The sequence below is a fragment of the Amycolatopsis sp. CB00013 genome (assembly GCF_001905755.1).
Taxonomy (GTDB): domain Bacteria; phylum Actinomycetota; class Actinomycetes; order Mycobacteriales; family Pseudonocardiaceae; genus Amycolatopsis; species Amycolatopsis japonica.
In genome coordinates this window covers 63,084-89,298 of the sequence record NZ_LIWC01000005.1, presented here as the reverse complement: position 1 = coordinate 89,298, position 26,215 = coordinate 63,084, and the positions used below count along the sequence as shown (strand labels likewise).

At 68.8% G+C, this 26,215-nt stretch carries 22 protein-coding genes; 14 read left to right on the top strand and 8 right to left on the bottom strand.

What is annotated here, in order from left to right:
• Positions 1 to 7 precede the first annotated feature (7 nt).
• Together AMK34_RS30715 and hrpA are read left to right on the top strand one after the other, a co-directional pair.
• Entirely contained in the window at positions 8 to 1,171 is a 1,164-nt protein-coding gene (locus AMK34_RS30715; RefSeq protein WP_073847678.1) for a lactate 2-monooxygenase, read from the top strand.
• A gap of 125 nt (positions 1,172 to 1,296) precedes the next feature.
• Entirely contained in the window at positions 1,297 to 5,181 is a 3,885-nt protein-coding gene (gene hrpA, locus AMK34_RS30710) for an ATP-dependent RNA helicase HrpA (RefSeq protein WP_073847991.1), read from the top strand.
• Between the two features lie 208 nt (positions 5,182 to 5,389).
• Here hrpA and AMK34_RS30705 read toward each other — a convergent pair whose 3' ends face one another.
• The gene (locus tag AMK34_RS30705; RefSeq protein WP_073847677.1) at positions 5,390 to 7,096 is read right to left on the bottom strand and encodes a bifunctional 3'-5' exonuclease/DNA polymerase; all 1,707 of its coding nucleotides are present in this window, start codon (positions 7,094 to 7,096) and stop codon (positions 5,390 to 5,392) included.
• 150 nt (positions 7,097 to 7,246) lie between these two features.
• Between AMK34_RS30705 and AMK34_RS30700 the strand changes: the two genes are divergently transcribed.
• On the top strand, positions 7,247 to 8,881 hold the full coding sequence (locus AMK34_RS30700) for an acyl-CoA synthetase (RefSeq protein WP_037346774.1): 1,635 nt from the start codon (positions 7,247 to 7,249) through the stop codon (positions 8,879 to 8,881).
• On the opposite strand, the gene AMK34_RS30695 is transcribed toward AMK34_RS30700, so the two are convergent.
• Positions 8,878 to 9,828 (bottom strand): hypothetical protein, encoded by a 951-nt coding sequence (locus AMK34_RS30695; protein WP_143202661.1) that lies wholly within the window; start codon positions 9,826 to 9,828, stop codon positions 8,878 to 8,880. The genes AMK34_RS30700 and AMK34_RS30695 overlap by 4 nt on opposite strands.
• A 261-nt stretch (positions 9,829 to 10,089) precedes the next feature.
• Here AMK34_RS30695 and AMK34_RS30690 point away from each other — a divergent pair, with 261 nt between their 5' ends.
• The 5 genes from AMK34_RS30690 (at position 10,090) to AMK34_RS30670 (ending at position 14,841) form a co-directional block, all read left to right on the top strand.
• Positions 10,090 to 11,340, top strand: a complete 1,251-nt coding sequence (locus AMK34_RS30690; protein WP_037346775.1) for a S8 family peptidase — start codon at positions 10,090 to 10,092, stop codon at positions 11,338 to 11,340.
• A gap of 101 nt (positions 11,341 to 11,441) precedes the next feature.
• The gene (locus tag AMK34_RS30685; protein ID WP_038517674.1) at positions 11,442 to 12,194 is read left to right on the top strand and encodes an SDR family oxidoreductase; all 753 of its coding nucleotides are present in this window, start codon (positions 11,442 to 11,444) and stop codon (positions 12,192 to 12,194) included.
• Positions 12,191 to 13,255, top strand: coding sequence for a phosphotransferase family protein (locus AMK34_RS30680; protein WP_073847676.1), 1,065 nt, complete (start codon positions 12,191 to 12,193; stop codon positions 13,253 to 13,255). The genes AMK34_RS30685 and AMK34_RS30680 overlap by 4 nt, the downstream gene beginning before the upstream one ends.
• Positions 13,255 to 13,911 (top strand): histidine phosphatase family protein, encoded by a 657-nt coding sequence (locus AMK34_RS30675; RefSeq protein ID WP_063271648.1) that lies wholly within the window; start codon positions 13,255 to 13,257, stop codon positions 13,909 to 13,911. The genes AMK34_RS30680 and AMK34_RS30675 overlap by 1 nt, the downstream gene beginning before the upstream one ends.
• Positions 13,912 to 13,923: 12 nt before the next feature.
• Positions 13,924 to 14,841 (top strand): SMP-30/gluconolactonase/LRE family protein, encoded by a 918-nt coding sequence (locus tag AMK34_RS30670; RefSeq protein ID WP_038517668.1) that lies wholly within the window; start codon positions 13,924 to 13,926, stop codon positions 14,839 to 14,841.
• Here the strand turns inward: AMK34_RS30670 and AMK34_RS30665 are convergent.
• Positions 14,833 to 15,303, bottom strand: a complete 471-nt coding sequence (locus AMK34_RS30665) for a VOC family protein (protein ID WP_038517663.1) — start codon at positions 15,301 to 15,303, stop codon at positions 14,833 to 14,835. The two genes, AMK34_RS30670 and AMK34_RS30665, sit on opposite strands and share 9 nt — an antisense overlap.
• Before the next feature lie 62 nt (positions 15,304 to 15,365).
• On the opposite strand from AMK34_RS30665, the gene AMK34_RS30660 reads away from it, so the two are divergent.
• Both AMK34_RS30660 and AMK34_RS30655 read left to right on the top strand, forming a co-directional pair.
• A complete protein-coding gene (locus AMK34_RS30660; RefSeq protein WP_073847675.1) occupies positions 15,366 to 16,322 on the top strand; it encodes a helix-turn-helix transcriptional regulator in 957 nt (318 codons plus the stop codon).
• A gap of 160 nt (positions 16,323 to 16,482) precedes the next feature.
• Entirely contained in the window at positions 16,483 to 17,736 is a 1,254-nt protein-coding gene (locus AMK34_RS30655) for an HNH endonuclease signature motif containing protein (RefSeq protein WP_073847674.1), read from the top strand.
• Positions 17,737 to 18,084: 348 nt separating this feature from the next.
• Here the strand turns inward: AMK34_RS30655 and AMK34_RS30650 are convergent, their stop codons facing one another.
• Genes AMK34_RS30650 through AMK34_RS30635 form a run of 4 tightly spaced genes read right to left on the bottom strand, consistent with a single transcriptional unit; the run spans position 18,085 to position 21,822 of the window.
• Positions 18,085 to 18,912 carry an enoyl-CoA hydratase family protein gene (locus AMK34_RS30650; protein WP_038517657.1) on the bottom strand — a complete coding sequence of 276 codons (828 nt, stop codon included), beginning with the start codon at positions 18,910 to 18,912 and terminating at the stop codon, positions 18,085 to 18,087.
• The gene (locus tag AMK34_RS30645) at positions 18,909 to 19,601 is read right to left on the bottom strand and encodes an SDR family NAD(P)-dependent oxidoreductase (RefSeq protein ID WP_038517654.1); all 693 of its coding nucleotides are present in this window, start codon (positions 19,599 to 19,601) and stop codon (positions 18,909 to 18,911) included. The genes AMK34_RS30650 and AMK34_RS30645 overlap by 4 nt, the downstream gene beginning before the upstream one ends.
• Entirely contained in the window at positions 19,598 to 21,100 is a 1,503-nt protein-coding gene (locus AMK34_RS30640; protein ID WP_073847673.1) for a benzoate-CoA ligase family protein, read from the bottom strand. Before AMK34_RS30640 ends, AMK34_RS30645 begins: the two co-directional genes overlap by 4 nt.
• Positions 21,097 to 21,822 carry a creatininase family protein gene (locus AMK34_RS30635; RefSeq protein WP_038517649.1) on the bottom strand — a complete coding sequence of 242 codons (726 nt, stop codon included), beginning with the start codon at positions 21,820 to 21,822 and terminating at the stop codon, positions 21,097 to 21,099. The genes AMK34_RS30640 and AMK34_RS30635 overlap by 4 nt, the downstream gene beginning before the upstream one ends.
• Before the next feature lie 48 nt (positions 21,823 to 21,870).
• Between AMK34_RS30635 and AMK34_RS30630 the strand changes: the two genes are divergently transcribed.
• The 4 genes from AMK34_RS30630 to AMK34_RS30615 all read left to right on the top strand — a co-directional run bounded on the left by AMK34_RS30630 (position 21,871) and on the right by AMK34_RS30615 (position 25,894).
• Positions 21,871 to 22,692 carry a PaaX family transcriptional regulator gene (locus AMK34_RS30630; protein ID WP_073847672.1) on the top strand — a complete coding sequence of 274 codons (822 nt, stop codon included), beginning with the start codon at positions 21,871 to 21,873 and terminating at the stop codon, positions 22,690 to 22,692.
• Positions 22,689 to 23,474 (top strand): tryptophan 2,3-dioxygenase, encoded by a 786-nt coding sequence (locus AMK34_RS30625; RefSeq protein WP_073847671.1) that lies wholly within the window; start codon positions 22,689 to 22,691, stop codon positions 23,472 to 23,474. Before AMK34_RS30630 ends, AMK34_RS30625 begins: the two co-directional genes overlap by 4 nt.
• Positions 23,471 to 24,664, top strand: coding sequence for a kynureninase (locus tag AMK34_RS30620; RefSeq protein ID WP_073847670.1), 1,194 nt, complete (start codon positions 23,471 to 23,473; stop codon positions 24,662 to 24,664). The genes AMK34_RS30625 and AMK34_RS30620 overlap by 4 nt, the downstream gene beginning before the upstream one ends.
• Before the next feature lie 159 nt (positions 24,665 to 24,823).
• Positions 24,824 to 25,894, top strand: coding sequence for a Glu/Leu/Phe/Val family dehydrogenase (locus AMK34_RS30615; RefSeq protein WP_073847669.1), 1,071 nt, complete (start codon positions 24,824 to 24,826; stop codon positions 25,892 to 25,894).
• Positions 25,895 to 25,990: 96 nt separating this feature from the next.
• Here AMK34_RS30615 and AMK34_RS30610 read toward each other — a convergent pair whose 3' ends face one another.
• The gene (locus tag AMK34_RS30610; protein WP_005162443.1) at positions 25,991 to 26,179 is read right to left on the bottom strand and encodes a DUF5302 domain-containing protein; all 189 of its coding nucleotides are present in this window, start codon (positions 26,177 to 26,179) and stop codon (positions 25,991 to 25,993) included.
• Between the last annotated feature and the right edge of the window lie 36 nt (positions 26,180 to 26,215).

Sequence of the window (26,215 nt, the reverse complement as noted above, 5' to 3'; positions counted from 1 at the left end):
GGCCTGGGTGACGGAGCGGTTCGGCGGCTACCAGAACGAGATCTACCTGCAGGGACTCGGCGGCACCTTCCCGCCTTGCTCGACCGACGCCACGAAACTGGAGGAGTCGGCGCGGGAGATCCTGGAGCCTGGACCGTTCTGGTACGTCGCCGGTTCGGCCGGTTCCGGCGCCACCGCCCGGGCCAACCGCGAGGCCTTCGACCGCTGGCGCCTGGTGCCGCGGATGCTCACCGGCGCCACCGAACGCGATCTGTCCACGACCGTGCTGGGCACGCCCGTTCCGGCGCCGGTGCTGCTGGCGCCGGTCGGTGTCCAGTCGATCGTCCATGAGGGCGCCGAGCCGGCGGCCGCGCGGGCCGCGGCGTCGGTCGGCCTGCCCTACGTCATGTCGACGGCGTCGTCCACGAGCATCGAGGACGTCGCCGAGGCCAGTGGTGAGGGGCCGCGCTGGTTCCAGCTGTACTGGCCGACGGACAACGACGTCTGCGCGAGCATCCTGGCGCGGGCGAAGGCCGCCGGGTTCACCACGCTCGTCGTCACCCTCGACACCTGGACGCTCGCGTGGCGCCCGAACGACCTCGACCACGCGTACCTGCCGTTCATCAAGGGCGAAGGGCTCGGCGTCCCGCTGAGCGACCCGGTGTTCCGCGGCCTGCTGGAGAAGACGCCGGAAGAAGACGCGCCGACCGCGATCCTGCGCTGGATCTCGATGATCACCGGCACCGACAGCACCTGGGACCGGCTGCCGTTCCTGCGCGAGCACTGGGACGGGCCGATCGTGCTCAAGGGCATCCAGCACCCCGACGACGCGCGCCGCGCCGTGGACGCCGGGATGGACGGGATCGTCGTGTCCAACCACGGCGGCCGCCAGGTCGACGGCGCGATCGCGTCACTCGACGCGCTCCCGGAGATCGTGGCGGCGGTGGGCGACCGGCTGGAGATCCTGTTCGACTCCGGGATCCGCACCGGTGCCGACATCGCCAAGGCCTTGGCGCTCGGGGCGAAGGCCGTGCTGGTCGGGCGGCCGTGGGTGTACGGCCTGGCGCACGCGGGGGAGGACGGCGTCCGGCACGTGCTGCGGAGCCTGCTCGCCGACCTCGACCTGACCATGGGCCTGTCCGGACACCGGCGGCTCGCCGACCTCACTCCGGCCTCCCTCACCCGCATTTAGTCCTCTGGATGCGGTAGTTCGCGCTGCCGACTACCGCATCCAGAGGACGAAATGCGTGGGGTGGTGGTGACGTGCGGGATATTCGGAGGCCCGGATCGTGACGCACGGCTATCCTGGTGCCGGTCATGGCTGCTCAACCTTCCCCGCTCGGCGCCCTGCGCGCTCGCCTGCCCGAATTGATGTCGCGCGACGAGCACCGCCTCCGGCGCCGGCTCGACGGTGCCCGCAAAGCGCGTAACGCCCAGAGCGTCACCGCGCAGATCGAGGCCGACATCGAGGCCGCCGAACTCCGGATCACGCGCAGGCGTGACGGCGTCCCGAAGATCTCCTTCCCCGAAGAGCTGCCCGTCAGCCAGCGCAAGGACGAGATCGCCGAGGCCATCCGCGACCACCAGGTGGTGATCGTCGCGGGGGAGACCGGGTCGGGCAAGACGACCCAGCTGCCCAAGATCTGCCTCGAACTCGGCCGCGGCATCCGGGGCCAGATCGGGCACACGCAGCCGCGGCGGCTGGCCGCGCGCACGGTCGCCGATCGCATCGCCTCCGAGCTGAACACCGAACTCGGCGAGACCGTCGGCTACAAGGTCCGGTTCACCGACCAGTCCGGCCAGGACACGCTGGTCAAGCTGATGACAGACGGCATCCTGCTCGCCGAGATCCAGACCGACCGGATGTTGCGGCAGTACGACACGCTGATCATCGACGAGGCGCACGAGCGCAGCCTCAACATCGACTTCATCCTCGGCTACGTCAAGCAGCTCCTGCCGCGGCGCCCCGACCTCAAGGTGATCATCACCTCGGCGACGATCGACCCGGAGCGGTTCTCCAAGCATTTCGACGACGCGCCGATCGTGGAGGTCTCCGGCCGGACGTATCCGGTGGAGGTCCGCTACCGGCCGATCATCGACCCGGACGATCCGGACGCCGATCAGGACCGGGACCAGACACAGGCCATCTGCGACGCCGTCGACGAACTCCAGCACGAGGGACCGGGCGACATCCTGGTGTTCCTGTCCGGCGAGCGGGAGATCCGCGACGCGGCGGACGCGCTGTCCAAACAGGACCTGAGGAATACCGAGATCCTGCCGCTGTACGCGCGGCTTTCGTCGTCGGACCAGCATCGGGTGTTCCAGCGACACACCGGGCGGCGCGTCGTACTCGCGACGAACGTCGCCGAGACGTCACTGACCGTGCCGGGTATCAAGTACGTCGTCGACCCCGGCACCGCGCGGATCTCGCGGTACAGCCATCGCACCAAGGTGCAGCGGCTGCCGATCGAGCCGGTCTCGCAGGCGTCGGCGAACCAGCGCAAGGGCCGCTGCGGCCGGACGTCGGACGGTATCTGCATCCGGCTGTACTCCGAGGACGACTTCGACGCCCGGCCCGAGTTCACCGATCCGGAGATCCTGCGGACCAACCTCGCGTCGGTCATCCTGCAGATGACTTCGCTCGGCCTCGGCGACATCGCGGCGTTCCCGTTCGTCGAGCCGCCGGATCGCCGCCAGGTCACCGACGGCGTCCAGCTGCTGCAGGAGCTCGGCGCGTTCGAGATGTCGGATGGCAAGAAGCTCACCGAGACCGGCCGCAAACTCGCGCTGCTCCCGGTGGACCCGCGGATGGCGCGGATGGTGCTGGAGGCCTCGCGCAACGGCTGCGTCCGCGAAGTGATGATCATCGCGGCCGCACTGTCCATTCAGGACCCGCGTGAGCGGCCGGCGGAGAAGCAGCAGGCGGCGGACGAGCAGCACGCGCGGTTCGCGGACAAGACGTCGGACTTCCTGGCGTACCTCAACCTGTGGGAGTACGTCAGCGAGCAGCAGAAGGCGTTGTCCACCAACCAGTTCCGCCGGATGTGCCGCAACGAGTACCTGAACTACCTGCGCATCCGCGAATGGCAGGACATCTTCAGCCAGCTGCGTCAGCTGGCCAAACCGCTCGGCATCACGCTCAGTACCTCCGGCCCGGCCGATCCGCAACGTGTGCACACGTCGCTGATCGCCGGGCTGTTGTCGCATGTCGGCCTCAAGGATCCGGCCAAGGGCGACTACCTCGGCGCACGTGGGGCCCGGTTCTCCGTGTTCCCGGGATCGGCGTTGTTCAAGAAGCAGCCGCGGTTCGTCATGTCGGCCGAACTCGTCGAGACCTCGCGCCTGTGGGGCCGGGTGAACGCGCGGATCGAGCCGGAATGGGTCGAGCCGCTCGCCGGGCACGTCGTGAAGCGGAACTATTCCGAGCCGCACTGGGAGCGCAAGCAGGGCGCGGTGATGGCGACGGAGAAGGTGACGCTGTACGGCGTCCCGCTCGTCGCCGACCGCCGGGTGAACTACGGGCGCATCGATCCCGAGGTGAGCCGCGAGCTGTTCATCCGGCACGCGCTGGTCGAGGGCGACTGGGAGACCCGCCACCACTTCTTCCGCGAGAACCGCGCGCTGCTCGACGAGGTCGAGGACCTGGAGAACCGGGCCCGCCGTCGCGACATCCTGGTCGACGACGAGACGTTGTTCGAGTTCTACGACCAGCGCGTCCCGGCCGACGTCGTCTCCGCGCGGCATTTCGACAGCTGGTGGAAGAAGGCGCGGCACACCGAGCCCGACCTGCTGAGCTTCGAGAAGACGATGCTCATCAACGAGACCGCGGGCGGCGTGCGCGAGGCCGACTACCCCGACTTCTGGACGCAGGGCACGCAGACCTTCAAGCTCACGTACCAGTTCGAGCCGGGTGCCGACGCGGACGGTGTCACCGTGCACATCCCGCTGCCGGTGCTGAACCAGGTGACCCCGGACGGCTTCGACTGGCAGGTCCCCGGCTTGCGCGAAGAACTGGTGACGCAGCTGATCAAGTCGCTGCCCAAGGCGATCCGGCGCAACTTCGTGCCGGCCCCCGACCACGCGAAACTGGTGTTGTCGAGGGTCGGCCCTGCCGACGGGCCGCTGCTGCACGCCGTCGCCGACGAGCTGGAAGCGTTGCGCGGCGTGGTGATCCCGGATGACGCCTGGCAGCTGTCGACGGTTCCTGAGCATCTGAAGATGACGTTCCGCGTCGTCGACGTGCGTGGCAAGAAGGTGTCCGAAGGCAAGGACGTCGAGGCGCTCAAACGGGATCTGAGCGGCCAGGTGCGCGCGACGATCTCCAAGGCCGCCGACAGCATCGAGCGCGAGGGCCTGACGACGCCCGCGTTCGGCGAACTGCCGAAGGTGTTCGCGAGCAAGCAGCGCGGGCACGACGTCAAGGCGTATCCGGCGCTGGTCGACGAAGGCGGTTCAGTGGCGGTGCGGCTGCTGGACACGCCGGGCCAGCAGGAACAGTCGATGTGGGCGGGCACGCGGCGGATGCTGCGGCTGAACATCCCGTCGCCGATGAAGTTCATCACCCGCAACCTCGGCAACTCGTCGAAACTCGTGCTGAACCGGAATCCGCACGGCTCGGTGGCGGCGTTGCTCGAAGACTGCGTGGATTGCGCGGTCGACAAGCTCGTGGCCGACAACGGCGGACCGCGCTGGGACGAGGCAGGTTTCGCCGTACTGCTGGAAAAGGTGCGCGCGGGCTTGAACGCGGGAGTGCTCGACGTGCTGACCAACGTCGAGAAGATCCTGCGCGCGGCCAACGACGTCGAGACCCGGCTGGCCGACACTCGCGGCCCGAAGGACTCGCTCGCCGACGTCCGCGCGCAGCTGGACGGGTTGGTGCACAAGGGTTTCGTCACCGAAACGGGGCAGGACAGGCTCAAGCACGTCGTCCGGTATCTGCGGGGCATCGAGCGGCGGCTGGAGAAGCTCCCGACCGAGCCGACCCGGGACATCCAGCGCACCGGCGACATCGCCTGGCTGCGCAACGAATACCAGGCCGCGCTGGACGCGCTCCCGCCGGGCACTTCGTCACCCGCGCTGCGGGAGATCCGGTGGATGATCGAGGAACTGCGGGTGAGCTTCTTCGCCCAGACGCTGGGCACCGCCCACCCCGTCTCCCTGAAGCGCGTGATCAAGGCCCTGGACGACGCCGCCCGCATTTAGTCCTCTGAATGCGAGAGTTCGCCGTTCAATCACGCGAGTTCCGCCCCCAATCACGCGTGTCGTCCCTCTGATCACGCGAGTTCGCCGCCTGATCACACGCGTTCCGCGGCGGGGAAAGCGGAACTCGCGTGATTGGACGGACGACACGCGTGATCAGACGGCGAACTCGCGTGATTGAACGGCGAACTCGCGTGATTGGGGGCGGAACTCACTTGGCGTCGGCGTAGGTGTCCACGGCGGCGATGTGCAGCGGGAACCGGACCGGGCAGGCGGCACCGAAGAGCAGCCGCGCCGCCTCGGCCATGCTGTCCACAATGGACTGCGAGACCTCGTCGGCGAACTCGGCGGGGGTGTGCACCAGGACCTCGTCGTGCTGGAAGAACACCAGGTGGGCGGGGGCGGGCAGCCTGCCGCGCAGGGTCGCCAGCAGGACCGCGGTCATATCCGCCGCGCTCGCCTGTACGACGAAGTTGCGGGTGAACCGGCCCCAGTTCCGCGACGCCTGTCGCGCCTTCAGCTCGCCGGCCTCGTCCGCCGCGACCCCGCCGGTCAGCGCGCGCCAAGCCTCCGACGGCGCCGGCGACGTCCGGCCCAGCCGTGAGCGGACGCGTTCCCCGCGTTCCCCGGCCTGCGCGGCACGCTCCACATAGGACACCGCGTCCGGGAACCTGGTGCGCAGCAACGCCAGCAGCGGCCCGGCCTCGCCGGACGTGCCGCCGTACATCGCCGACAGCATCGCGATCTTCGCACGGTCCCGATCGTCCCTGTCGTCCCATGCGGGCACGGGCACCCGGCGCACGCCGGAGAACATCGCCTCGGCGAGGCTCGCGTACAGATCGGTGGCCGCGGCGACGTCGGCCAGCTTGCGGTCTCCGGACAACGCCGTCAGTACCCGCGGCTCCAGCTGCGCGGCGTCGGCGACCACCAGCTTCCAGCCCGGATCGGCCCGGACACAGGTCCGCAGGACCTTCGGGATCTGCAGCGCGCCCCCGCCCCGGCTCGCCCAGCGGCCGGAGACGACCCCGCCGACTACGTAATGCGGGCGGAACCGGCCGTCGCGTACCCACTCGTCGAGCCAGGTCCAGCCGTTGGCCGAATGCAGCCGCGCGAGCTCCTTGTACTCCAGCAGTGGCGGGACGGCGGGGTGGTCGATGTCGCGCAGCAGGTACTTCCTCGCCGACGAGACCTCGATGCCCTCCCGCCCGAGCGCGCGGACGACGCTGGCCGGGGCGTCCGGGTTGACCGGGCGTCCGCCGAACGCGTCGCTGATCTTCGCCGCCAGCTCGACCAGCCGTTTCGGCCGGTGCCCGGCGGGAACACGGGGCCCGAGCTGGTCGGCGAGCAACGCCAAATGCAGGTCCGCCCGCCAGGGCAAGCCGTCGGCCGACATCTCGGCCGCCGCCAGCGCGCTCGCCGACTCCGCCGCGAAGAGCAACCGGAGCCGCTCCGGATGATCGGTCAGGGCGACCCGTTTCTCCTGCTCGGCCAGCACCCGGCGCGCCGCGTCGATCACCGTGACGCCGGCGGGCAGCCGCGGGCCGCGCGTCTCGAACAGCGTCGGCTGGTCGTCCTCGGCCCAGAGCGGCGGCTCGTCGGCGGGCGCCTCCTGCCCGTTCGCCCTGGCCAGCGCCGCGCGCAGGCTTCGCGACTCCTGCGGCCGCCCCTCGTGGGCCAGGAGCAAGCCCTCGATCAGCGTCAGGTCGTGACAGCGCCGCACCCGGACGCCCGCCTTGATCAGAGCGGGATACGTCCCTTCGACCGACGGGAACACCCAACGGGGTGAGTGCTCCGCCTCCAGATCGCGTACTTCGGCGACGAACTCCGCGAGCTTCAGACCGCGCCGCGGCGGCTGCCCGGAAAGTGCGATCGCGAAGTCGCCATCCTCCTCTTGACCTGCGATCGCCTGCACACTCACATTGTGGTGGTTCCCTCCGACATTTCTGTCACCAGACGGCTAGTGCGCCTGCGCTATCGGTCGGCTACTGTCGAGTAGCAACCCCATACCGCCGGTACGCGAACCGCCGGTGGCATGGTGTCTCGCCGCAGCAGCAACGGAGGTGCCCGGATGAGAAACCCCACCGGCCTCGCCACCCTGGTGGCGGGCAAGGTGACCGAGACCGTGCGCAGCATCGACGTGATGCGCCAAGCGGGCCTGCTCCCGATCCCGCGGGTGGACGAGGGCCTGCGTTCGCTGGTCATGGTGCGGAAGTGGGGCCCGTTCGCCGGCGCGAACATGATCGCCGCCCGCCGCGACCCGACCGCGACCGGCATCATCGACGAGCTGGGGCCGCTGACCTTCAAGCAGCTCGACACCCAGTCGAACGCGCTGGCCAGGGCGTGGTCCGAACGCGGCCTCGGCCCGGGTTCGGTGATCGCCGCGCTGTGCCGCGACCACCGCGGTCTCGTGCTGACGATGCTCGCCTCGGGCAAACTCGGCGCCAAGCTGCTGCTGATGAACACCGGGTTCGCCAAACCCCAGCTCGCGGACGTCGCGAAACGTGAAGGCGTCACGGCGCTCGTGTACGACCAGGAGTTCACCGAGCTGCTGGACGCCGTCGAGGGCGACGTCGAGCATTACCTCGCCTGGGTCGATTCGGACACCGCGCGCCCGGCCGGCATCCCGGTCGTCGCCGAACTGGTCGCCAGCACCGACGACCGTCCGTGGCCCGCGCCGGCCAAACCCGGCGGGTTCATCCTGCTGACCAGCGGCACCACCGGAACGCCGAAGGGCGCGCCGCGGCCGCACACCTCCGCGCTCGCCTCCGCGCAGTTCCTCGACCGCATCCCGCTGCGCACCGGCGAGGCGACCTACATGGGCGCGCCGCTGTTCCACGGCACCGGGTTGTCGCAGTTCATCCTGTCCTTCGCGCTCGGCTCGAAGGTCGTCATGCGGCGCAAGTTCGTACCCGAGGAGACGTTGCGCGGCGTCGCGGAGAACCGCTGCACCACGCTGGTCCTCGTGCCGACGATGCTGCAGCGCATCGTCGACCTGCCCGAGGAGATCCGCGCCAAGTACGACACGTCGAGCCTGCGGATCATCTTCGTCGCCGGCTCCGCGCTGTCCCCGGATCTCGGGAACCGCGCGACCGCCGCGTTCGGCGACGTCGTGCACAACCTCTACGGCTCCACCGAGGTCGCCGTGGCGACGGTCGCGACGCCCGAGGACTGGCGCAAGGCGCCGGGCACCGTCGGCCGCGCGCCGGTGGGCTGCAAAGTGGCGCTGTACGACGAAAAGGGCGGCAAGATCACCGAGCCGCATGTCACCGGCCGGGTGTTCGTCGGCAGCGGGCTGAGCTTCCAGGGCTACACCGACGGGCGCAACAAGGAGATCATCGACGGGCTGCTCTCCAGCGGCGACGTCGGCCACTTCGACGAGGACGGCCTGCTGTTCATCGACGGCCGCGACGACGAGATGATCGTCTCCGGCGGCGAGAACGTCTTCCCGATCGAGGTCGAGAACCTCCTGGTCGAACGTGAGGACGTGATCGAGGCGGCGGTCGTCGGCGTCGAGGATCCCGAGTTCGGGCAGCGGCTGAAGGCGTTCGTGGTGCGAGCTGAGAAGTCGGAGCTGGACGTCGACGGCGTGCGCGAGTACGTCAAGGCGAACCTCGCCCGGTACAAAGTGCCGCGTGACGTGGAGTTCCTCGACGAGCTACCGCGCAACGCGACCGGGAAGGTGCTGCGCAACAAGCTCCACTAGTACTCCCAGTCGATGCCGAACACGCCGGGGCCGAAGTCGAGCGCGACGGCGTGGACACCGTTGCCCTGGTCCGGTTTGAGTTCCTTCCGGTCCAGTGGTGACGTGCCCTGGCGCGAATATTGCCAGCACTTGGCCGGGACGGTGCCGGGGTCGAACCGGACCTCCAGCAGGTATTCGCGCACGGGACGCCGGAACTCGCGGTAATGCGTGTTCCGGCATTCCGGGTACGGCGGCCCGGGGTTGGTCAGCGAGTACTCGATCAGGTGGGTCTCGCCGCGATCGATGGGCCGGTCGAAGAGCAGCTCGGCCACCGTGAGCCCGTGCTCGTCGTCGACCTCGGCACGTCCGACGTGGCAGTTGCGCAGGGTGTTCAGCACCGGCGGCCCCGCTTCCGGGTCGCCCTGGGCGTACACCAGCAGCCAGCGGTCCTGCCCGTCCGCGCCCGCCTGGAACACCGCCCGCGCGGTCACCGCGCGTTGCCCGCCGTCCTCGGCGATCTCGCACAGATCGTGCAGGCCGACGAGTTTCAGCTGATGGTGTTGTTCGAGCGCGTTGGGCGCGCCGACCTTCTCCAGCAGCGCCTGAAGCGCTTCGAGCGGGAAGGTCAGCGGCTGCTCGGTGGTGGCCCGGCTGCGGCGTGACGACGCCCCGCGCGGCCGCGGCGGCGGCAGGAGGCTGAGCAGCGATCCGGCGGGGATCGCCAACACCTCTTCGAGCACCCGGACGGCGGACAGCGAACTCTGCCGTTCCGGCTGACGTTTGCCCGATTGCCAGTAACTCAGCGCGGTCACGCTCACCGACGCGCCGCGCGCGAGCAGCCGGGCTTGAATACGGTCGAGACTCAGGCCGCTCGTGGCGATGGCCGATCGCAACGCGGTGGCGAACGCGGTACGCGGTTGATCTTCATCGTCCGTGGTCACTCGGTCCGCCGCGCTCCCCGCCACCATATGCTGCCCGACCGCCCCCGTCTGCCGTTCCCTGACACCGCCCGGTTGATAACAACACGAATAACTTTAACAGTCTGAGGTAACGCTTCAGGGGCGCCTTCTGCCAGGCGAAAACGACTTTCCGGACGAGCGCCGTTACTCCGTATGGCCTAGTACTGGTAACTGTGAATCATTGCCCGGCCACCTGCGCACCGGCTTGCATGGCTCTCAACAACGATCATCCTCCCGGGTGATCCGCACGGCGCGGCAGGAAGGGAACCAGTGAGCAAGTCCCGGAAGAACCTGAAGTCCCGAAAGACCCGTAGCGGCCTCGTGGCGGGAGTCGCCCTCGCCGGTGTGACCGCGGCGGTCGCCACGTTCGGCGCGGGTGCGGCCAACGCCGACCAGCAGGGCGAGATCCGCGGCGCGGGTGCGGCCAACGCGGTCGGCGGCAGCTACATCGTCGTCCTCAAGCCCACCGCGGTCGGCCAGGGCGTCGCCGCGGCGAGCGAGATCACCGCGAACGTGGCCGCCAAGGCGCAGGGCCTCACCGGTCAGTACGGCACCACGCTGTCCCGCACGTTCGGCTCGGCGCTGAACGGCTTCTCGATCAAGGCCGACGAGGCCGCCGCGAAGCGTCTGGCCGCCGACCCGCAGGTCGCCTACGTCGTCCAGAACAAGACGTTCAAGATCAGCGAGACCCAGGACAACCCGCCCTCGTGGGGGCTGGACCGGGTCGACCAGGCGGACCTTCCGCTCGACAACAAGTACACCTACCCGGTGAAGGCCGACAACGTCACCGCCTACGTCATCGACACCGGTGTCCGCGGCTCGCACAAGGACTTCGGTGACCGCGCCACCGGCGGCAAGGACTTCGTCGACAACGACGACACCCCCAACGACGAGCACGGCCACGGCACGCACGTCGCCGGCACCATCGGCGGCACGGACCACGGTCTGGCCAAGGGCGTGAAGATCGTCGGCGTCCGCGTGCTGGACGCCAACGGCAGCGGCACCACCGAGGGTGTCGTCGCCGGTGTCGACTGGGTCGCGGCGAACGCCAAGGGCCCGTCGGTCGCCAACATGAGCCTGGGCGGCGGCGCGGACGACGCCCTGGACGCGGCGGTCAAGGGTGCCATCGACAAGGGCGTGACCTTCGCGCTCGCGGCGGGCAACGAGTCCTCCGACGCCGGCACCACCTCCCCGGCCAGGGTCAAGGAGGCCATCACGGTGGCCGCCAGCGACAAGACCGACAAGCAGGCCAGCTTCTCGAACTACGGTTCGGTCGTCGACCTGTACGCGCCGGGTGTCGACATCACCTCCACGTGGGGCACCGGTGACGACGCCACCAACACCATCAGCGGTACCTCGATGGCCGCGCCGCATGTCGCCGGTGCCGCCGCGCTGTACCTCTCGGCGCACCCTGACGCCACCCCGGCCCAGGTCGCCGAAGGTCTCGTCGCCGCCGCCGCGGACGGCAAGATCAGCAACCCGACCGGTGGAACGGCGAACAAGCTGCTCCAGGTCAAGTAAGACCCTTGAGGACAGGCTGCCCCCGGCGAACTCCAGGCGCCGGGGGCAGCCCCCTGTCCAAGGGGCTCCCAGACTTGTTACCAACGGGTAAGCTCCTGCCCATGGTCCTGCGGAAGAACATCCTGATCACCGGGGCGAGCTCCGGACTCGGCGAAGGAATGGCCAGGCAGTACGCCGCGAGAGGCCGCAACCTGGCGTTGGCCGCCCGCCGTGTCGACCGGCTCGAAACCCTCGCCGCGGAGCTCAAGAAGGCGTACCCCGGCATCACCGTGGTCACCCGGAAGCTCGACGTGAACGACCACGACCAGGTCTTCGCCGTCTTCGAGGAGTTCCGCGAGGAACTCGGCTCCCTCGATCGCGTGATCGTGAACGCGGGGCTCGGCAAGGGACAGCGGATCGGCACCGGTCGCTTCGACGCGAACCGCGAGACCCTCCAGACGAACTTCCTAGCCGCAGCCGCCCAGATCGAGGCCGCCGTCGGCATCTTCCGCAAGCAGAAGGACGGCCATCTCGTGGTCGTGTCCTCGTTCCTCGCGCTTCGCGGTGTGCCCGGCAACGCCACCGCGTACGCCGCCTCGAAGGCGGGTATCTCGTCGTTCGCCGAGGGAACCCGGATCGAGCTGCTGAAGACCCCGATCAAGGTCACCACGCTGCACCCCGGGTTCATCGAATCGGAGATGAACGAAGACATCTCGAAGCTTCCGGGCGCAGTCAGGGCGGAGCCGGGCGCGCAGGCGCTCGTGAAGGCGATCGAATCCGAGACGGCGAAGGCGTTCGTGCCGACGTGGCCGTGGAGCGTGCTTTCGAAGCTCTTCCCGTTCGTCCCGGCGTCGATGCTGAAGAAGTTCGGATGACCTTGGCCGCGGACAAGACCGTCGAGGTACGCGGAGAGGACTCGTTCGACCCGGCCGCGATGCACGCCTGGCTGGCCGCGCGGGTGCCCGGGCTCGGCGACGCGCCGCCCGGGGTCCGCCAGTTCCCCGGCGGCGCCTCGAACCTCACGTACCTGCTGACCTATCCGGATCGCGAGCTGATCCTGCGGCGTCCGCCGGTCGGGCACAAGGCCGCGTCCGCGCACGACATGCGCCGCGAGTTCCGGGTCCAGCAGGCGTTGCGGCCGGTCTTTCCTTACGTGCCCGAGGTTCTCGCCTTCTGCGACGACGAAACCGTGCTCGGCGGCGACTTCTACGTGATGGAGCGGCTCGAAGGCCTGATCCTGCGCGGAGATCTGCCCGCCGGTCTCGACCTGCCGCCCGACAGTGCGCGTGAACTGTGCGGCAAGGTCGTCGACCGGCTGGTCGAGTTGCACGCCGTCGACGTCGAGGCCGCCGGGCTGGCCGACCTCGGCAAGGGCGCCGGCTACGTCGAGCGTCAGGTGCGCGGCTGGTCGGAGCGGTTCCTCAAGGCCCGCACGGAGAACGTCCCGGACTGCGCCGAGGTGATGGCGTGGCTGAAGGAGAACCAGCCGCCCGAGGTCAAGATCTGCCTGATCCACAACGACTACCGGCTCGACAACCTGGTACTCGACGACGATCTCGGCATCGTCGGCGTGCTCGACTGGGAGATGGCCACTCTCGGCGATCCGCTGATGGAATTGGGCAGCACCCTGGCGTACTGGGTGCAGGACGACGATGACGACGTCATGAAGCTCAGCCGTCGTCAGCCGACGCACCTGCCGGGGATGTACACGCGTGAGGAATTCGTGCGACGGTACGCGGAGCGGTCCGGTCTCGAAATCGGCGACTGGACGTTTTACGAGGTGTACGGCCTGTTCCGGCTCGCGGTGGTGATCCAGCAGATCTACTACCGCTACCACGCGGGGCAGACGACCAATCCGGCGCTGAAGGACCTCTGGCAGTTCGTCGGCTACCTCGACGGCCGCTGCCGCCGGATCATCGCGAAAGGGCACGCGTGATGGGCGCGATCTATCTGGTCCGGCACGGGCAGGCGTCGTTCGGCGCGGAGAACTACGACCAGCTCTCGCCTCGCGGGTTCGAACAGTCCACTGTGGTCGGTGAGGAACTGCTCCGTCGAGGTGTCGAGTTCACCCAGGCGCGGGCGGGTTCCCTTGCCCGCCAACGGGACACGGCCGCGACGGCGTTGAAGGTGCTCGGCTCCGGCATCGCCGTCGTCGAGGACGAGCGCTGGAACGAGTACGACCACGTCGACATCGCGAAGTATCACGCCGCCGGTGTCCAGCAGACCGACTCGCGGGCGTATCAGGCCGCTTTGGACGGTGCCCTGAACGCGTGGGTGTCGGCGGGGGATTCGAGTCCGTGTGCCGAGACCTGGCCCCGGTTCCTGGAGCGGGTCAAGGGCGCGCTGGCGGATGTCGTGGCGTCGCTGGGCAAGGGCGAGCACGCCGTCGTCTTCAGCTCCGGTGGCGTGATCGCGACGGTCTGCGGCGCGCTCATGGGCACGCCGGAGGCGGGGCTGCTGAAACTGAACCGGGTCACCGTGAACGCGGGCATCACCAAACTGGTGTCCGGCCGCGGCGGGGTGACCCTGTTGTCGTTCAACGAACATCCGCATTTCGAGGCGGAAGCCGCACAACTGCTCACCTACCGCTAGGAGACATACGCGATGGCGTTCGGCGAGGTCACGGTCATCCCGGTCAACGGGCACGGTCCCGAGGACGTCGTGGTCGACGACCAGGGGCGGATCTACACCGGCGTCGACGACGGGCGGATCCTGCGCGTCACGCCGGACGGCAAGCGGATCGACGTCCTCGGCGACACCGGAGGCCGTCCGCTGGGCCTGGAGTTCTACGGCGAAGACCTCCTGATCTGCGACGCCAAGGCCGGTCTGCTCACCATGCCGCTCGCGGGCGGCCCGGTCACCACGCTGGCGACTTCGGCGGTGGGGCTCGACTTCGTGTTCTGCAACAACGCCGCCGTCGCCTCCGACGGCACGGTGTACTTCACCGACTCGTCGCGCCGCTTCGGCATCGAGAAATGGCGCGACGACCTGATCGAGCAGACCGGCGGCGGACGGCTCCTGCGGCGCACACCGGACGGGAAGATCGAGCAGCTCGCGGACGGTTTCCAGTTCGCCAACGGCGTCGCGCTGCCGCCCGACGAGTCCTATGTGGCCGTCGCCGAGACCGGCGCCTACCGGGTCGCGCGCGTATGGCTCACGGGCGACAAGGCGGGCACGCGGGACTACCTCGTCGACGATCTGTGGGGTTATCCCGACAACATCTCGACCGGCAGCGACGGGCTGATCTGGATCACCGTGGCGAGCCCGAAGGTGCCCGCGCTTTCCTTGGTGCAGAAGCTTCCCGCGCCGCTGCGGGCCGGTGTCCGGGCGTTGCCGACCGCGCTGCAGCCCGCACCCGCGCGGGAATGCGGGGTGCGGGGCGTGACTCCGGACGGGAAGCTGGTCCACGAACTGCGCGGGGAGATCGACGGGTTCCACGTGCTCGTCGGCGTCCGCGAACGGGCCGGGACCCTCTACTTCGGATCCCTGGAGGACAACGCGATCGCGGTGACGTCAGTCTAGGCAGAACTCGTTGCCCTCCGGGTCGTTCATCACGATGAAGCCGAGGCTCAACGGCTGCTCGGGCTCGAAACGCTTCACTCGCGTCGCGCCCAGGGCGACGAGACGGTCGCATTCGGCTTCGAGCGCCGCCATGCGCTCGTCACCCTGCAGGCCGGGAGCGGCGCGGATGTCGAGGTGGACGCGGTTCTTCGCGATCTTGTCCTCCGGGACCTGCTGGAAGAAGATCCTGGGCCCTTCGCCCGCCGGGTCTTCGAGGGCAGAGCGGCTGTTGCGCTGCTCCACGGGCATGCCGACCCGCTCGAGGAACTCGTCCCACGCGTCCAGCGGGTCGGTGCCCTCGGGCACCTCGACCCCGGGCGGGCCGGGGTGGACGTAGCCCAGGGCGTCGCGCCAGAAGGTGGAGAGGGCTTTCGGGTCGAGGGCGTCGAAGCTGACCTGGAATTCGCGGCTCTTGCGGTTCATGGGAGAAGTCTGACACGCCTAGCGGACAGGATCGGTCCGCTATCTCTGGCAGAGTGGGTGACATGGAGGACGAGCGCGGGACGACCGAGCGGGTGCTCACCCTGCTCGGGTTGTTGCAGCAGCGTGCCGTGTGGACCGGCCCGGAGCTGGGGGAGCGGCTCGGTGTCACGCCGCGCACGATCCGGCGGGACGTCGAGCGGCTGCGCGCGCTCGGTTACCCGGTGCAGGCGAGCAACGGTGTCGGCGGGGGCTACCAGCTCGGGCCCGGTCACGACATGCCGCCGTTGCTGCTGGACGACGAGGAGGCGATCGCCACCGCGGTCTCGCTGCTCGCCGGCGCGGGCAGCGGGGAAGCCGCTTTGCGGGCTCTGACGAAACTCGACCGGGTGCTGCCGACCAGACTGCGGCACGAGGTGAGCGCGTTGTCCGGCTCCGTGGTCGCCTTCGACGGAAGTCGCGCGCCGATCGACCCCGACGTGCTCATGACCCTGGCCCGCGCTTGCCGCGACGAGGTCGAGTTGGGCTTCGAGTATCCGTCTTCGGGTTCTACGGTGCGGCGGGTCGAGCCGTATCGGCTGGTGGCCTCGGGGCGGCGCTGGTATCTGTTGGCCTACGATCTCGACCGTGACGACTGGCGCACCTTCCGCGTCGATCGGATGACCGGAGTTTCCGCGCGGTCGTGGCGTTTCCGCCCGCGCGCGGCACCCGACGCGGCGGCTTACGTCCAGGAGAACATCGCCAGCCGGGTCTACCGGCACCAGGCACGGTTCTTGGTGCACGCGCCCGCTCCGGTCGTGCGTTCGCAGATCCCGGCGTCGGCCGCTGTCGTGCGCGAACGGGGGCGTTCGCGGTGCGAGGTGCTGAGCGGGGCCGGGGATCTCGATTTCCTGCTGATGCATGTGGTGGTGCTGGGGCACGCTTTCGAGGTGATCGAGCCGGTGGAGTTGGGCGAGCGGTGCCGGGTCCTTGCCGATCGGTTGCTGGGCGCTGCCGGGCACCTTTCGCATTTAGCCGACTAATTGCGTGGGGTTCTTCGCATTTAGTCGACTAAGTGCGTGAGGTGCGTTCGCGGGGTGATTCGGGGTCGGTGGCCGTTTCACTCTTCGGTGTTGTTCGTACGGTTTGCTGGTTGCTTAAAATTACGAACACGTGTTTGATTTAAGGGTGTATTATGAAGGGGTGTCCGAGACTTTCTTCCCCGAGTTGCCGCAGGAGCTGTGGCGTGCCGGCAAGCTGGAGCTTGCCCATGGCGTGCAGCACGCTTTGCAGGTGATCCGGATAGCGACCGCTTGTCTGGGGCAGTTTCTGGCGGAGATCGAGTCTCGGGGCGTCAAAGACTTGTACGGGCATGGCAGTACAGCGAGCTGGCTCGCGGAGATCGCGGGGTTGTCACGCGGTGAGGCCAGTGCGGTGGTGAAGCGGGCGATCGCGCTGAACCCGACGCGTGCGTTGGATGGCACGGAGGTTCCGCCGGTCGCTCCCGCGACCGCCGCGGTCGCTGCTCAGGGGTTGGTCGGGGATGAGCGGATCGATCAGATCCTGGAGATCTTGAAAAACCTCCCCGCCGACATTTCGGCTGAGGAGCGGGCGGGTGCGGAGCAGATCCTCGCCAATCTCGCTCCGAGTGCCGGTCCGCGGCAGCTCGCCAAGGCTGAGGCGAACCTGCAAGACTTACTGAATCCGGACGGCAACGAACCCAAAGACCCCGAGCCGAAGGAACCACGCCGCGAGATCACCCTGGAACGGCGCAAAGACGGCTTCTGGAAACTCACCGGCCTCCTCGATGACGAGACCGGCGCCCGCACCGCGGCAGCGTTGGAGGCGCATGCCCAGCCGCGGCCGGTGGATGAGTTCGGGCAGGCGGATCTGCGGATGAAGTGCGAACGCCTGGGCGACGCCTGGGCCGACCTGCTCGATCTGGCGATCGCCTGCCCGGACCAACCGGGGACCAGCGGCTACCGGACTTTGGTGCACGTGACCATCGGACTCGAGGAACTCAAATCCGGTCTCGGCACCGCCTGCCTCGACTTCGTGGGGACGATGACGGCGCGGGAAGCTCGGCTAGCGGCCTGTGATTGCCTGATGGTGCCGGTCGTGATGGGTGCCTCGGGCGAGCCGCTGGATATGGGGCGGCTGAGGCGGTTCGTCACTCCAGGCCAGAGACGCGCGTTGAACATCCGCGACGGCGGCTGTGCATTCCCCGGCTGTCATCGGAAACCGAAGAATTGCCATGCTCATCATATTGAGCACTGGGCAGACGGCGGGCCGACGGATCTCCGGAATCTGGTCCTGTTGTGTGGTTTCCATCATCGGTTGATTCACCACGGTGACTGGGAAGTACGCATGGCGGCCGATGGGTTACCGGAGTTCATCCCACCCCAATACCGAGACCCGCTCCGACAACCCCGACGCAACACCCTGCACCACGTCTGAACCCCGAAGAGCCCGCCAGCCACCCAGGCGACGGGCCCCTCGGCATGCCCGTGTGCGTTTTGGGACATCTGACGTTCCAAAACCCACACAGTCCATCGCTCGCCCGACCGAGACCCCTCAGGACCCGCCACTCGGCGACGAAGCCCTCCGTATCCGCGACTGAGGGCCTGCGCCATCCCAGATTCATCGACGACCGAAGCACTCCCTAACGGACGACCACCATGACTGGCTCGATCACGCACAACTGTGTGGATTTCAGGTCATCCAACGCACCAAAATCCACACAGTCCATCGTCACCAGACCGGTCACGACCGACCGGAGCCAGCCCCGACGGTCACCGAAAGAACTCACCGACCGGTCCATTGAGGCGAACGCCCAGCCGTCCACGCCGCATAGAACTCCCCATGATCCTTCGCCGTCATCAGCAAAGCCTGCGTGATCGCCTCCAGCTCGATGGAACTCCCCAGGTCCATATCGAGCTCACGCGTCAACAGAACCTTCGTCGTGCTGTAAGCCAAAGCCGGCCCATCAGCGAGCCGCCGAGCCAACGCGGAAGCCTCCGAAGCCAAGTCTGAGTCGGGAACCACCTTCGAAGCCAGCCCGATGGTCTCGGCCCGGGCGGCGTCGATCTTGTCGCCCAGCATCAGCAGTTCCGTCGCCCGGCCGAGCCCGACCAGCCGCGGCAGCAGGTACGCCGAGCCCATGTCCGCGCCGGCCAGCCCGACCTTCGTGAACAGGAAGGCGAACTTCGCCGACGACGCCAGCAGCCGGAAGTCGCTCGCCAGCGCGATCACCGAGCCCGCGCCCGCGGCGACACCGTTCACCGCGGCGATCACCGGGATGGGGCATTCCCGCAGCGCCTTCACCACCGCGCCGGTCATCCGCGTGAACTCCAGCAGTTCCGCGGACTCCATCTTCTGCAGTTCACCGATGATCTCTTCGACGTCGCCGCCGGAGCAGAAACCCCGCCCCTGCCCGGTGATGACCAGCACCCGGACGTCGCCGCGATGCGGCAATTCGGCCAGCAGGTCGCGCAGGTCGGCGTAGCTGTCGAAGGTGAGCGCGTTCAGTTTGTCGGGGCGGTTCAAGGTGACCGTGGCGACGCCGTCGTCCACGGTGAACTCGAAGTGCTCCCAGTCCGTCGTGATCGGCGGCGTGGCGCGGAACGGGCTCATGACTGGATCCCACCTCCATCGAGGACGAGTGTCTGTCCGTTGATCGCGGCGGCTTCGGGCGCCGCGAAGAAGGTCACCGCGTGGGCGACCTCGTCGGGTTCGAGCAGGCGGCCGAGTGGTGACGCGGCGGCGAGGGCGGCTTCCGCGTCGGCTTCGTCGCGGCCGGTCCGTTCCTGGATCCGGGCGACGGAGGCTGCCGTCATGTCCGTGCGCACGAAGGCCGGGCAGACGGCGTTCGCGGTGACGCTGGTGCCCGCCAGTTCCGCTGCAGTAGCCCGCATCAGGCCGACGGCGGCGTGCTTCGACGCGGTGTAGCCGGCGGTGTAGCGGTAGCCGATATGCGACGCCGTCGAGGCGACGGTGACGATCCGGCCGGTGTCGCGCGACCGCATGCCGGGCAGGACCGCCCGTGTACACAGGAAAGCGCCGGTCGCGTTGACCTCGAGCTGGGTCCGCCACTGCTCCAGCGAGGTCTTCGCCAGCGGGGCGCTCGCCGAGATCCCGGCGTTGTTCACCAGCACGTCCACCGGCCCGAGACCGTCGAAGTACCGCGCGACGGCGTCTTCGTCGGTGACGTCGCAGTCGGCCCGGCCGGGGGCGTGCACCTTGTCGCCGGCGGCCCGGAACCGGGCGGCGATGGCCGCGCCGATCCCGCGAGTCCCGCCGGTAACGACGACGATCCTGCTCACTCTGCCTCCACCCGGCGCAGCGCGCGCCGATCGAGTTTTCCGTTGGCGGTGCGGGGGAGTTCGGTCACGAACACCACCTCGCGCGGATACTTGTGCTTCGCCAGCTGGGCCCGCGCGTGATCCTTGAGTTCCTCGGCCGTGGCGGAAGCGCCCTCCGCCAGGACGACGCACGCCCGCGGGACGACGAGGCCGTCGACGGTCACGCCCAGCACCGCGCAGTCGACGACGGCGGGATGACCGATGAGACAGTCTTCGATCTCGCTCGGCGCGACGAACACGCCGGACACCTTCAGCAGGTCGTCGGCGCGGCCGTGGTGGTGGAAGTATCCGTCGGTGTCACGGCTGAACAGATCGCCGGTGCGCAGGGTGTCGCCGTGGAACGTCCGCGCGGTCTTCTCGGCGTCGCCGTAGTACTCGCGCGCGATCGTCGGGCCGGTCACCTCCAGCGTGCCGATCTCCCCGTCCGGCAACGGATCGCCGCTCTCGTCCAGCACGCGGGCGGTGTAGCCGGGGACCTCGCGGCCGAGGCTGCCGACCCGCTGCGCGCCGGGCACATTGGACAGATAGATGTGATACGCCTCCGACGAGCCGATCCCGTCGATCACCGGGACACCGAACAGGTTGTCCCACTTGCGATGCAGCTCCGACGGCAAGGCCTCACCCGCCGACGTCGCGAGCCGTAGCGAGTTCATGTCCACTCCTGCCGCCGATGGGTGGGCGATCATCGCGCTCATCATGGTCGGCACGTTGACCAGGATCGTCGGCCGATAGCGCTCGATCAGCGAGAACAGCAGGTCGGCGGTGCTGCGTTGCGGGAACACGATCCCGGACGCGCCCACGCCGAACGGGAACAACGCGGTCAGATCGCGCGCGTAGCCGAAGAACAGCTTCGGCACGGCCAGTACGCGGTCGTCCTCGCGGAGGCCGAGCACGCCGAGCGCGTACCGGTCGAAGCTTTCCAGCGCGCTGCGCGCCGGGTGCACACACGCCTTGGGCGCACCGGTGCTGCCGGTGGTGAACTTCCAGATCGCGACGTCGTCCAGCGTGGTCGGCGCGGCTTCCAGTTCGGCCGGCGCCGAGGCGATCAGCGTGGAGAACGAGTGCTCGCCGGGCAGCAACTCCACGTCTCCGACGACCAGCAGGTTCCGTGCCCCGGCTTCGCGCAGCGCGGGCAACGTCGAGGCGTCCGCGATGACGACGACGGCCTCGGTGTAGCCGAGGTAGTACGCGTAATCCTTGGGCTGCAGGAAGGAATAGACCTCGGCGGTGACCGCGCCGATCTTCTGCGCCGCGTACCAGACGGCCACGAACTCGACGCCGTCGTTCAGCGCCAGCAGAACCCGCTGTCCACTTCGGACACCGAGTTCGCGCAGCACGTTCCCCGCCCGGTTCACCAAGGCGCCGAGCTGCGCATACGTGACTTCCTCGTCGCCGCACAGCAACGCCGTCCGGTGCGCGGGGAGGCGGTCGACGAAATGGGTCGCCAGATTGAAGGTCATACGAGCTCCCGGATCGCTTCGACCAGGATGTCGGTGAGCACCGAGAAGGTCTTCTCGCCCTCCTCGGCGGTCGCCTGGGCGGGGGTGCCGCAGTAGGCCTCGGTCATCCCGGCCGAGGCGAAGTCCGTGACCCCGCCGCGCGCCAGGTCGACGTGGACCGCGGGCAGTCCGCGCTGGACGGCGGCGTCCACGAGATCCGGCCGGTCGGCCAGCACCAGCGACGTCTCGTACTGCCCGGCATGGCATTCGCCCGAGCGGAACTCGTCGGTGAGCCGCGCGGCGTACCGGCGGCGGACGAGGTCGACGAAGCCGACGTCCGCCGTCTCCGCCACCCGCCGCAGTACGGCGAGATGCGCCGGCTCGAAATGGTTGTTGACCAGCAGGATCCGGGTGAGCCCCTGCTCGGTGAGCGCGCCGCAGATCTCGGTCAGCAGCGCGTACAGGGTCTCTTCGCCGATCGAGACGCCGCCCGCGAACCCGGCGGCGAACCGCGTCACCCCGTACGGCACCTCGGGCAGGATCAGCACGCGCAAGCCGGGATCGCCTGCCAGGCGCGCGGCGGCACGTTCGCACATCCCGCGTGAGATCAGGGGATCGGTGCCCAGCGGCGCGTGCGGTCCGTGCGGCTCGACCGCGCCCACCGGGAGCAGCAGCACGGGAACGCGCGCGTCGGACGCGAGCGCGGCCACCTGACGCGAGCTCAACTCCGCGAAGTACGTCACTCGAATCAAGCTACACCGCAGCGGCCTGAGGTGTATAGAGTTGCGCTCATGCCCGAATCGGCCCCGCCCCACGGCGACCCAGGTCCCCAGGAACTGGTGATGACGCTGCTCGGCACCTACGTGTCGCCGCGCGAGAGCCGTCGTGTCTGGTCCGGCGGCCTGGTCGGCGTGCTCGCCGGGCTCGGCTTCTCCGACGGCGCCGCGCGGATCGCGCTGGCCAGGCTCGCCCGCCGCGACCTGCTCGCGAGGCATAAGGCGGGCAGGCTCGTCCACTACTCGCTGACCCGCCGCACGATCGCGCTGCTGGAGGACGGCGATCGCCGGATCTTCTCCCTCGGCAGGCGCGAGCGCGAGGTCGGGCAGTGGACCGTGCTGTGGCAGAGCATCCCGGAGAGCCGCCGTCAGGCGAGGGAGCGGTTGGTGCGACGGCTGCGTTTCCTCGGGTTCGGCCCGGTGCAGGACGGCACCTGGATCGCGCCGCACGACCGCGAGGCCGAGGTGCTCGCCCTGCTGGCCGAGCTGGACGTCGCCGAACACGCCGGGCTGATGCTCGGGAAACCGTCGGCGGGTCTCGACGTCCGGCGGTTCGCCGCGCGGGCCTGGAACCTCGACGGCCTCGCCGCGCGTTACGACGCGTTCGTCCGAGATTTCGGCGGATATTCAGGCGACCTGCCTGACGCCGAGGCGTTCCGGGTCCGAACCTGGCTGACGCACACGTTCCGCGCCTTCCCGTCACTCGATCCGGAGCTCCCGGTCGGGCTGGTGCCCGCTCCGCCGAGCCGGGCGGCCGCGGTCGAGTTGTTCCACGATCTCTATCAGGCGCTGGCCCCGGCGGCGCAACGCCATTTCGACGAGGTGACAGAAAAATGAACGACGACACTCAGGCCGCATTGAGTTACACGTCCTACCTTTCGCTGGACGAATTGCTGGACGCACAGCATCCGCGGTCCGACGAGCACGACGAATTGCTCTTCATCGTGATCCACCAAGTGTATGAACTTTGGTTCAAACAAGTTCTCCACGAGGCGCTTTACCTGCAGGAGCAACTCGAAGCGGGTAACACCGCTCACGCCGTCCGCACTTTGCGGCGAATCCTGACTATCTTCAAGGTGGTGGTCGCGCAGATCGATGTGCTCGAGACGATGACTCCGAGCCAGTTCACCAGTTTCCGTGCGCGACTCGACGCGTCGAGCGGGTTCCAGTCTGCTCAGTTCCGTGTCCTCGAGGCCGTCCTCGGCCGCCGGGACGAGCGGGTGTTCGCGCATTACCCCGAAGGCGGTGAACAGCGCGCCCAGATCGCGGACGCGATGTCACGGCCGTCGCTCTTCGACTCCTTCGCCACCTACCTCGCGGTGAAGGGGTACGACGTCCCGACCGGGCGCGATGTCACCAAGCCACTCGAACCCTCTCCGGCGCTCCAAGAGGTTCTGTTGCGGGTCTACCGCGACGACACCGGGCCGTCCGTCGTGGCGGAGCACCTGGTCGATCTGGACGAAGGGATGCAGGAGTGGCGGTATCGGCACGTGAAGATGGTCGAGCGCACCATCGGAGACAAGACCGGGACGGGGGGTTCGTCGGGCGCGCACTATCTGCGTACGACGCTTTTCTCCCCGATGTTCCCGGATCTCTGGGCGGTGCGGAGCAGGCTTTGACGAACCTCGACGAACTCCGCCGCGATCCCAACGCGCTCGCGGAGCACTACCAGGCGTTCGGTGTGGCGGACCGGATCCTGTTGACCGGGCACTCGCATCAGGCGTGGCCCGACGTCGCGCGGGAAGGTCTTCTGGAGGCCTTCGCCGACGCGGCCGAAGAGGTCGACACGAAATGGGACCGTGCCTTCGCGAAGGCCGACGAGATGCGGGCCGGGTTCCGGGCGCTGCTTGGTGACCCGCACGGCGGTATCGCGCTCGGCGCCAGTACCCACGATCTGGTGATCCGGTTCCTCTCGGCGATGGACCTGCCCCGCCGTCCGCGCCTGGTCACCACCGACGGCGAGTTCCACACCCTGCGCCGTCAGCTGGGCAGGCTGGCGGAGGAAGGCGTCGAGGTGGTCCGCGTCTCCGCGGCGCCGGTCGCCACGCTGGCCGAACGCGTCGCGGCCGAGGTCACCGAAGACACCGCCGCCGTGCTCGTCTCGGCCGTGCTGTTCGAGACCTCCCGGCTCGTGCCGGGCCTCGCGCATCTCGCCGACGTCTGCCTTTCGAAGTCGGTGAACCTCGTCGTCGACGCCTACCACGCGCTCGGCGTCGTCCCGTTCTCGCTGCACGACCTCGGGCTCACCAACGCCTGGGTGCTCGGCGGCGGCTACAAGTACCTCCAGCTCGGCGAGGGCAACTGCTTCCTGCGGATGCCCGCGCACGCGCAGGAACTGCGGCCGGTCGTCACCGGCTGGTACGCCGAGTTCGGCGCGCTCGCGGACGAGCGCCGGCCCGGCCAGATCGCCTACGCCGCCGGATCGGACAGGTTCGCCGGAGCGACCTACGACCCGACGAGCCACTACCGGGGCGCTCGCGTCTTCCGGTTCTTCGCCGAGCACGGTCTCACGCCCGAGTTCCTGCGGGAGGTTTCGCGGCACCAGGTGGGCTTCCTCGCCGAGGGCTTCGACAAGCTCGGGCTGCCCGAGGACGTCATCACCCGTGACCGGGAGACGCCGCTCGACCGCGTCGGCGGCTTCCTGTCGCTGAAATGCGCCGACGCCGGAGCGCTGCAGGCCGCCCTCGCCGAACGCGGCGTCCGGACCGACAGCCGCGGCGCGTATCTGCGGTTCGGACCGGCGCCGTATCTGTCCGATCGGCAGCTCGATTCCGCGCTCCGTGTCCTTCAAGAGGTCGTCGACGGCTGAGACACCTCGGCCCCGGCTTGGCGAACGGACCGGGGCGATCTAGGTTTGCGATGTGGCACCGTCGCCGCCGGACGACCTTCGTCGGGGACTGTGCCTTGTTGCAGGAACTTCGCACGTGAGCCACAAGCAGCGTGCACTCCAGGACAAGGAGTCACCACAGTGACCGAAGTGTTCGGCCAAGGTACCGGCCATGAACAGGTCGTCTTCTGTCAAGACCAGGCCACCGGCCTGAAGGCCATCATCGGGATCTACTCGACGGCGCTCGGACCCTCGCTCGGCGGGACCCGGTTCTACCCCTACGAGTCCGAAGACGCCGCGCTCGCGGACGTCCTCGCGCTGTCGAAGGGGATGGCGTACAAGAACGCGCTCGCCGGGCTCGACCTCGGCGGCGGCAAGGCCGTCATCATCGGCGACCCCCAGAAGCACAAGACCGAAGCGCTGCTTCGCGCTTTCGGCCGGTTCGTCCAGACGTTGGGCGGCCGCTACATCACCGCCTGCGACGTGGGCACCTACGTGCAGGACATGGACATCGTCGCCCGTGAATCGGAGTTCGTCACGGGCCGCTCGCCGGAGAACGGCGGCGCCGGCGACTCCTCGGTGCTCACCGCTTTCGGCACCTACCAGGGCATGCGCGCGTCCGCGGACGCCGTCTGGGGTGTCCCGGACCTCGCGGGCCGCAAGGTCGGCGTCGCCGGCGTCGGCAAGGTCGGGCACATCCTGGTCGGGCATCTGATCGAGGCGGGCGCGCAGGTGGTCATCACCGACGTCTCGCCCGCGGCGATCGAGCGCACCCGCGCGGCGTACCCCGGGGTCGAGGTCGTCGAGGACATCGACGCGCTGATCCGCACCGAACTCGACGTCTTCGCGCCGTGCGCGCTGGGCGGGGTGCTCACCGACGAGACCGTCGGCCTGCTCCGCTCGAAGATCGTCTGCGGCGCGGCCAACAACCAGCTCGCGCATCCGGGCGTCGGCAAGCAGCTCGACGACCGCGGCATCCTCTTCGCGCCGGACTACCTGGTCAACGCCGGTGGCGTGATCCAGGTCGACGACGAGCGGCACGGCTTCGACTTCGCGCGCGCCAAGCGCAAGACGACGGCCATCTTCGACACCACCAAGGCGGTCTTCGCGCTGGCGAAGGCCGACGGTGTCCCGCCGGCGACGGCGGCGGACCGGCTGGCCGAACGCCGGATGGCCGAGGTCGGCGGGCTGCGGTCAATCCTGACGGTGTAGGTCCCTGAACGCGGCCCTCTGAACGCAATGAAAGGTCCTTTCCTTGCAAATTTTGCAAGGAAAGGACCTTTCATGGCACTGGGGTGTGCCGGGGACTCAGCCGCTCTTGCGACGGAAGGTGCGCTTGTTCGCCGCCGGACCGTGCGCGTGCAGGTTCTTCCCGCCGCCGTTCTCGTGCGCCGAGCCTGAGCGGGCCTGAGCCTGCTTGCGCTCCAGGGCCTCGCGGAACTTGCGCTTCGTGTCGTCCTCTTCGCCATCCGCCGGTGACGGTGCGGGTTCAGTCATTCTTACCTCCGAGGTGACGACGTGTGACCACGCCAG

Excerpts from the sequence above, each read along its gene's own strand:
- hrpA (WP_073847991.1), top strand. The coding sequence starts at position 1,297 with ATGGCTGCTCAACCTTCCCCGCTCGGCGCCCTGCGCGCTCGCCTGCCC.
- AMK34_RS30700 (WP_037346774.1), top strand. The coding sequence starts at position 7,247 with ATGAGAAACCCCACCGGCCTCGCCACCCTGGTGGCGGGCAAGGTGACC.
- AMK34_RS30695 (WP_143202661.1), bottom strand. The coding sequence starts at position 9,828 with ATGGTGGCGGGGAGCGCGGCGGACCGAGTGACCACGGACGATGAAGAT.
- AMK34_RS30685 (WP_038517674.1), top strand. The coding sequence starts at position 11,442 with ATGGTCCTGCGGAAGAACATCCTGATCACCGGGGCGAGCTCCGGACTC.
- AMK34_RS30680 (WP_073847676.1), top strand. The coding sequence starts at position 12,191 with ATGACCTTGGCCGCGGACAAGACCGTCGAGGTACGCGGAGAGGACTCG.
- AMK34_RS30675 (WP_063271648.1), top strand. The coding sequence starts at position 13,255 with ATGGGCGCGATCTATCTGGTCCGGCACGGGCAGGCGTCGTTCGGCGCG.
- AMK34_RS30670 (WP_038517668.1), top strand. The coding sequence starts at position 13,924 with ATGGCGTTCGGCGAGGTCACGGTCATCCCGGTCAACGGGCACGGTCCC.
- AMK34_RS30665 (WP_038517663.1), bottom strand. The coding sequence starts at position 15,303 with ATGAACCGCAAGAGCCGCGAATTCCAGGTCAGCTTCGACGCCCTCGAC.
- AMK34_RS30660 (WP_073847675.1), top strand. The coding sequence starts at position 15,366 with ATGGAGGACGAGCGCGGGACGACCGAGCGGGTGCTCACCCTGCTCGGG.
- AMK34_RS30650 (WP_038517657.1), bottom strand. The coding sequence starts at position 18,912 with ATGAGCCCGTTCCGCGCCACGCCGCCGATCACGACGGACTGGGAGCAC.
- AMK34_RS30640 (WP_073847673.1), bottom strand. The coding sequence starts at position 21,100 with ATGACCTTCAATCTGGCGACCCATTTCGTCGACCGCCTCCCCGCGCAC.
- AMK34_RS30630 (WP_073847672.1), top strand. The coding sequence starts at position 21,871 with ATGCCCGAATCGGCCCCGCCCCACGGCGACCCAGGTCCCCAGGAACTG.
- AMK34_RS30625 (WP_073847671.1), top strand. The coding sequence starts at position 22,689 with ATGAACGACGACACTCAGGCCGCATTGAGTTACACGTCCTACCTTTCG.
- AMK34_RS30610 (WP_005162443.1), bottom strand. The coding sequence starts at position 26,179 with ATGACTGAACCCGCACCGTCACCGGCGGATGGCGAAGAGGACGACACG.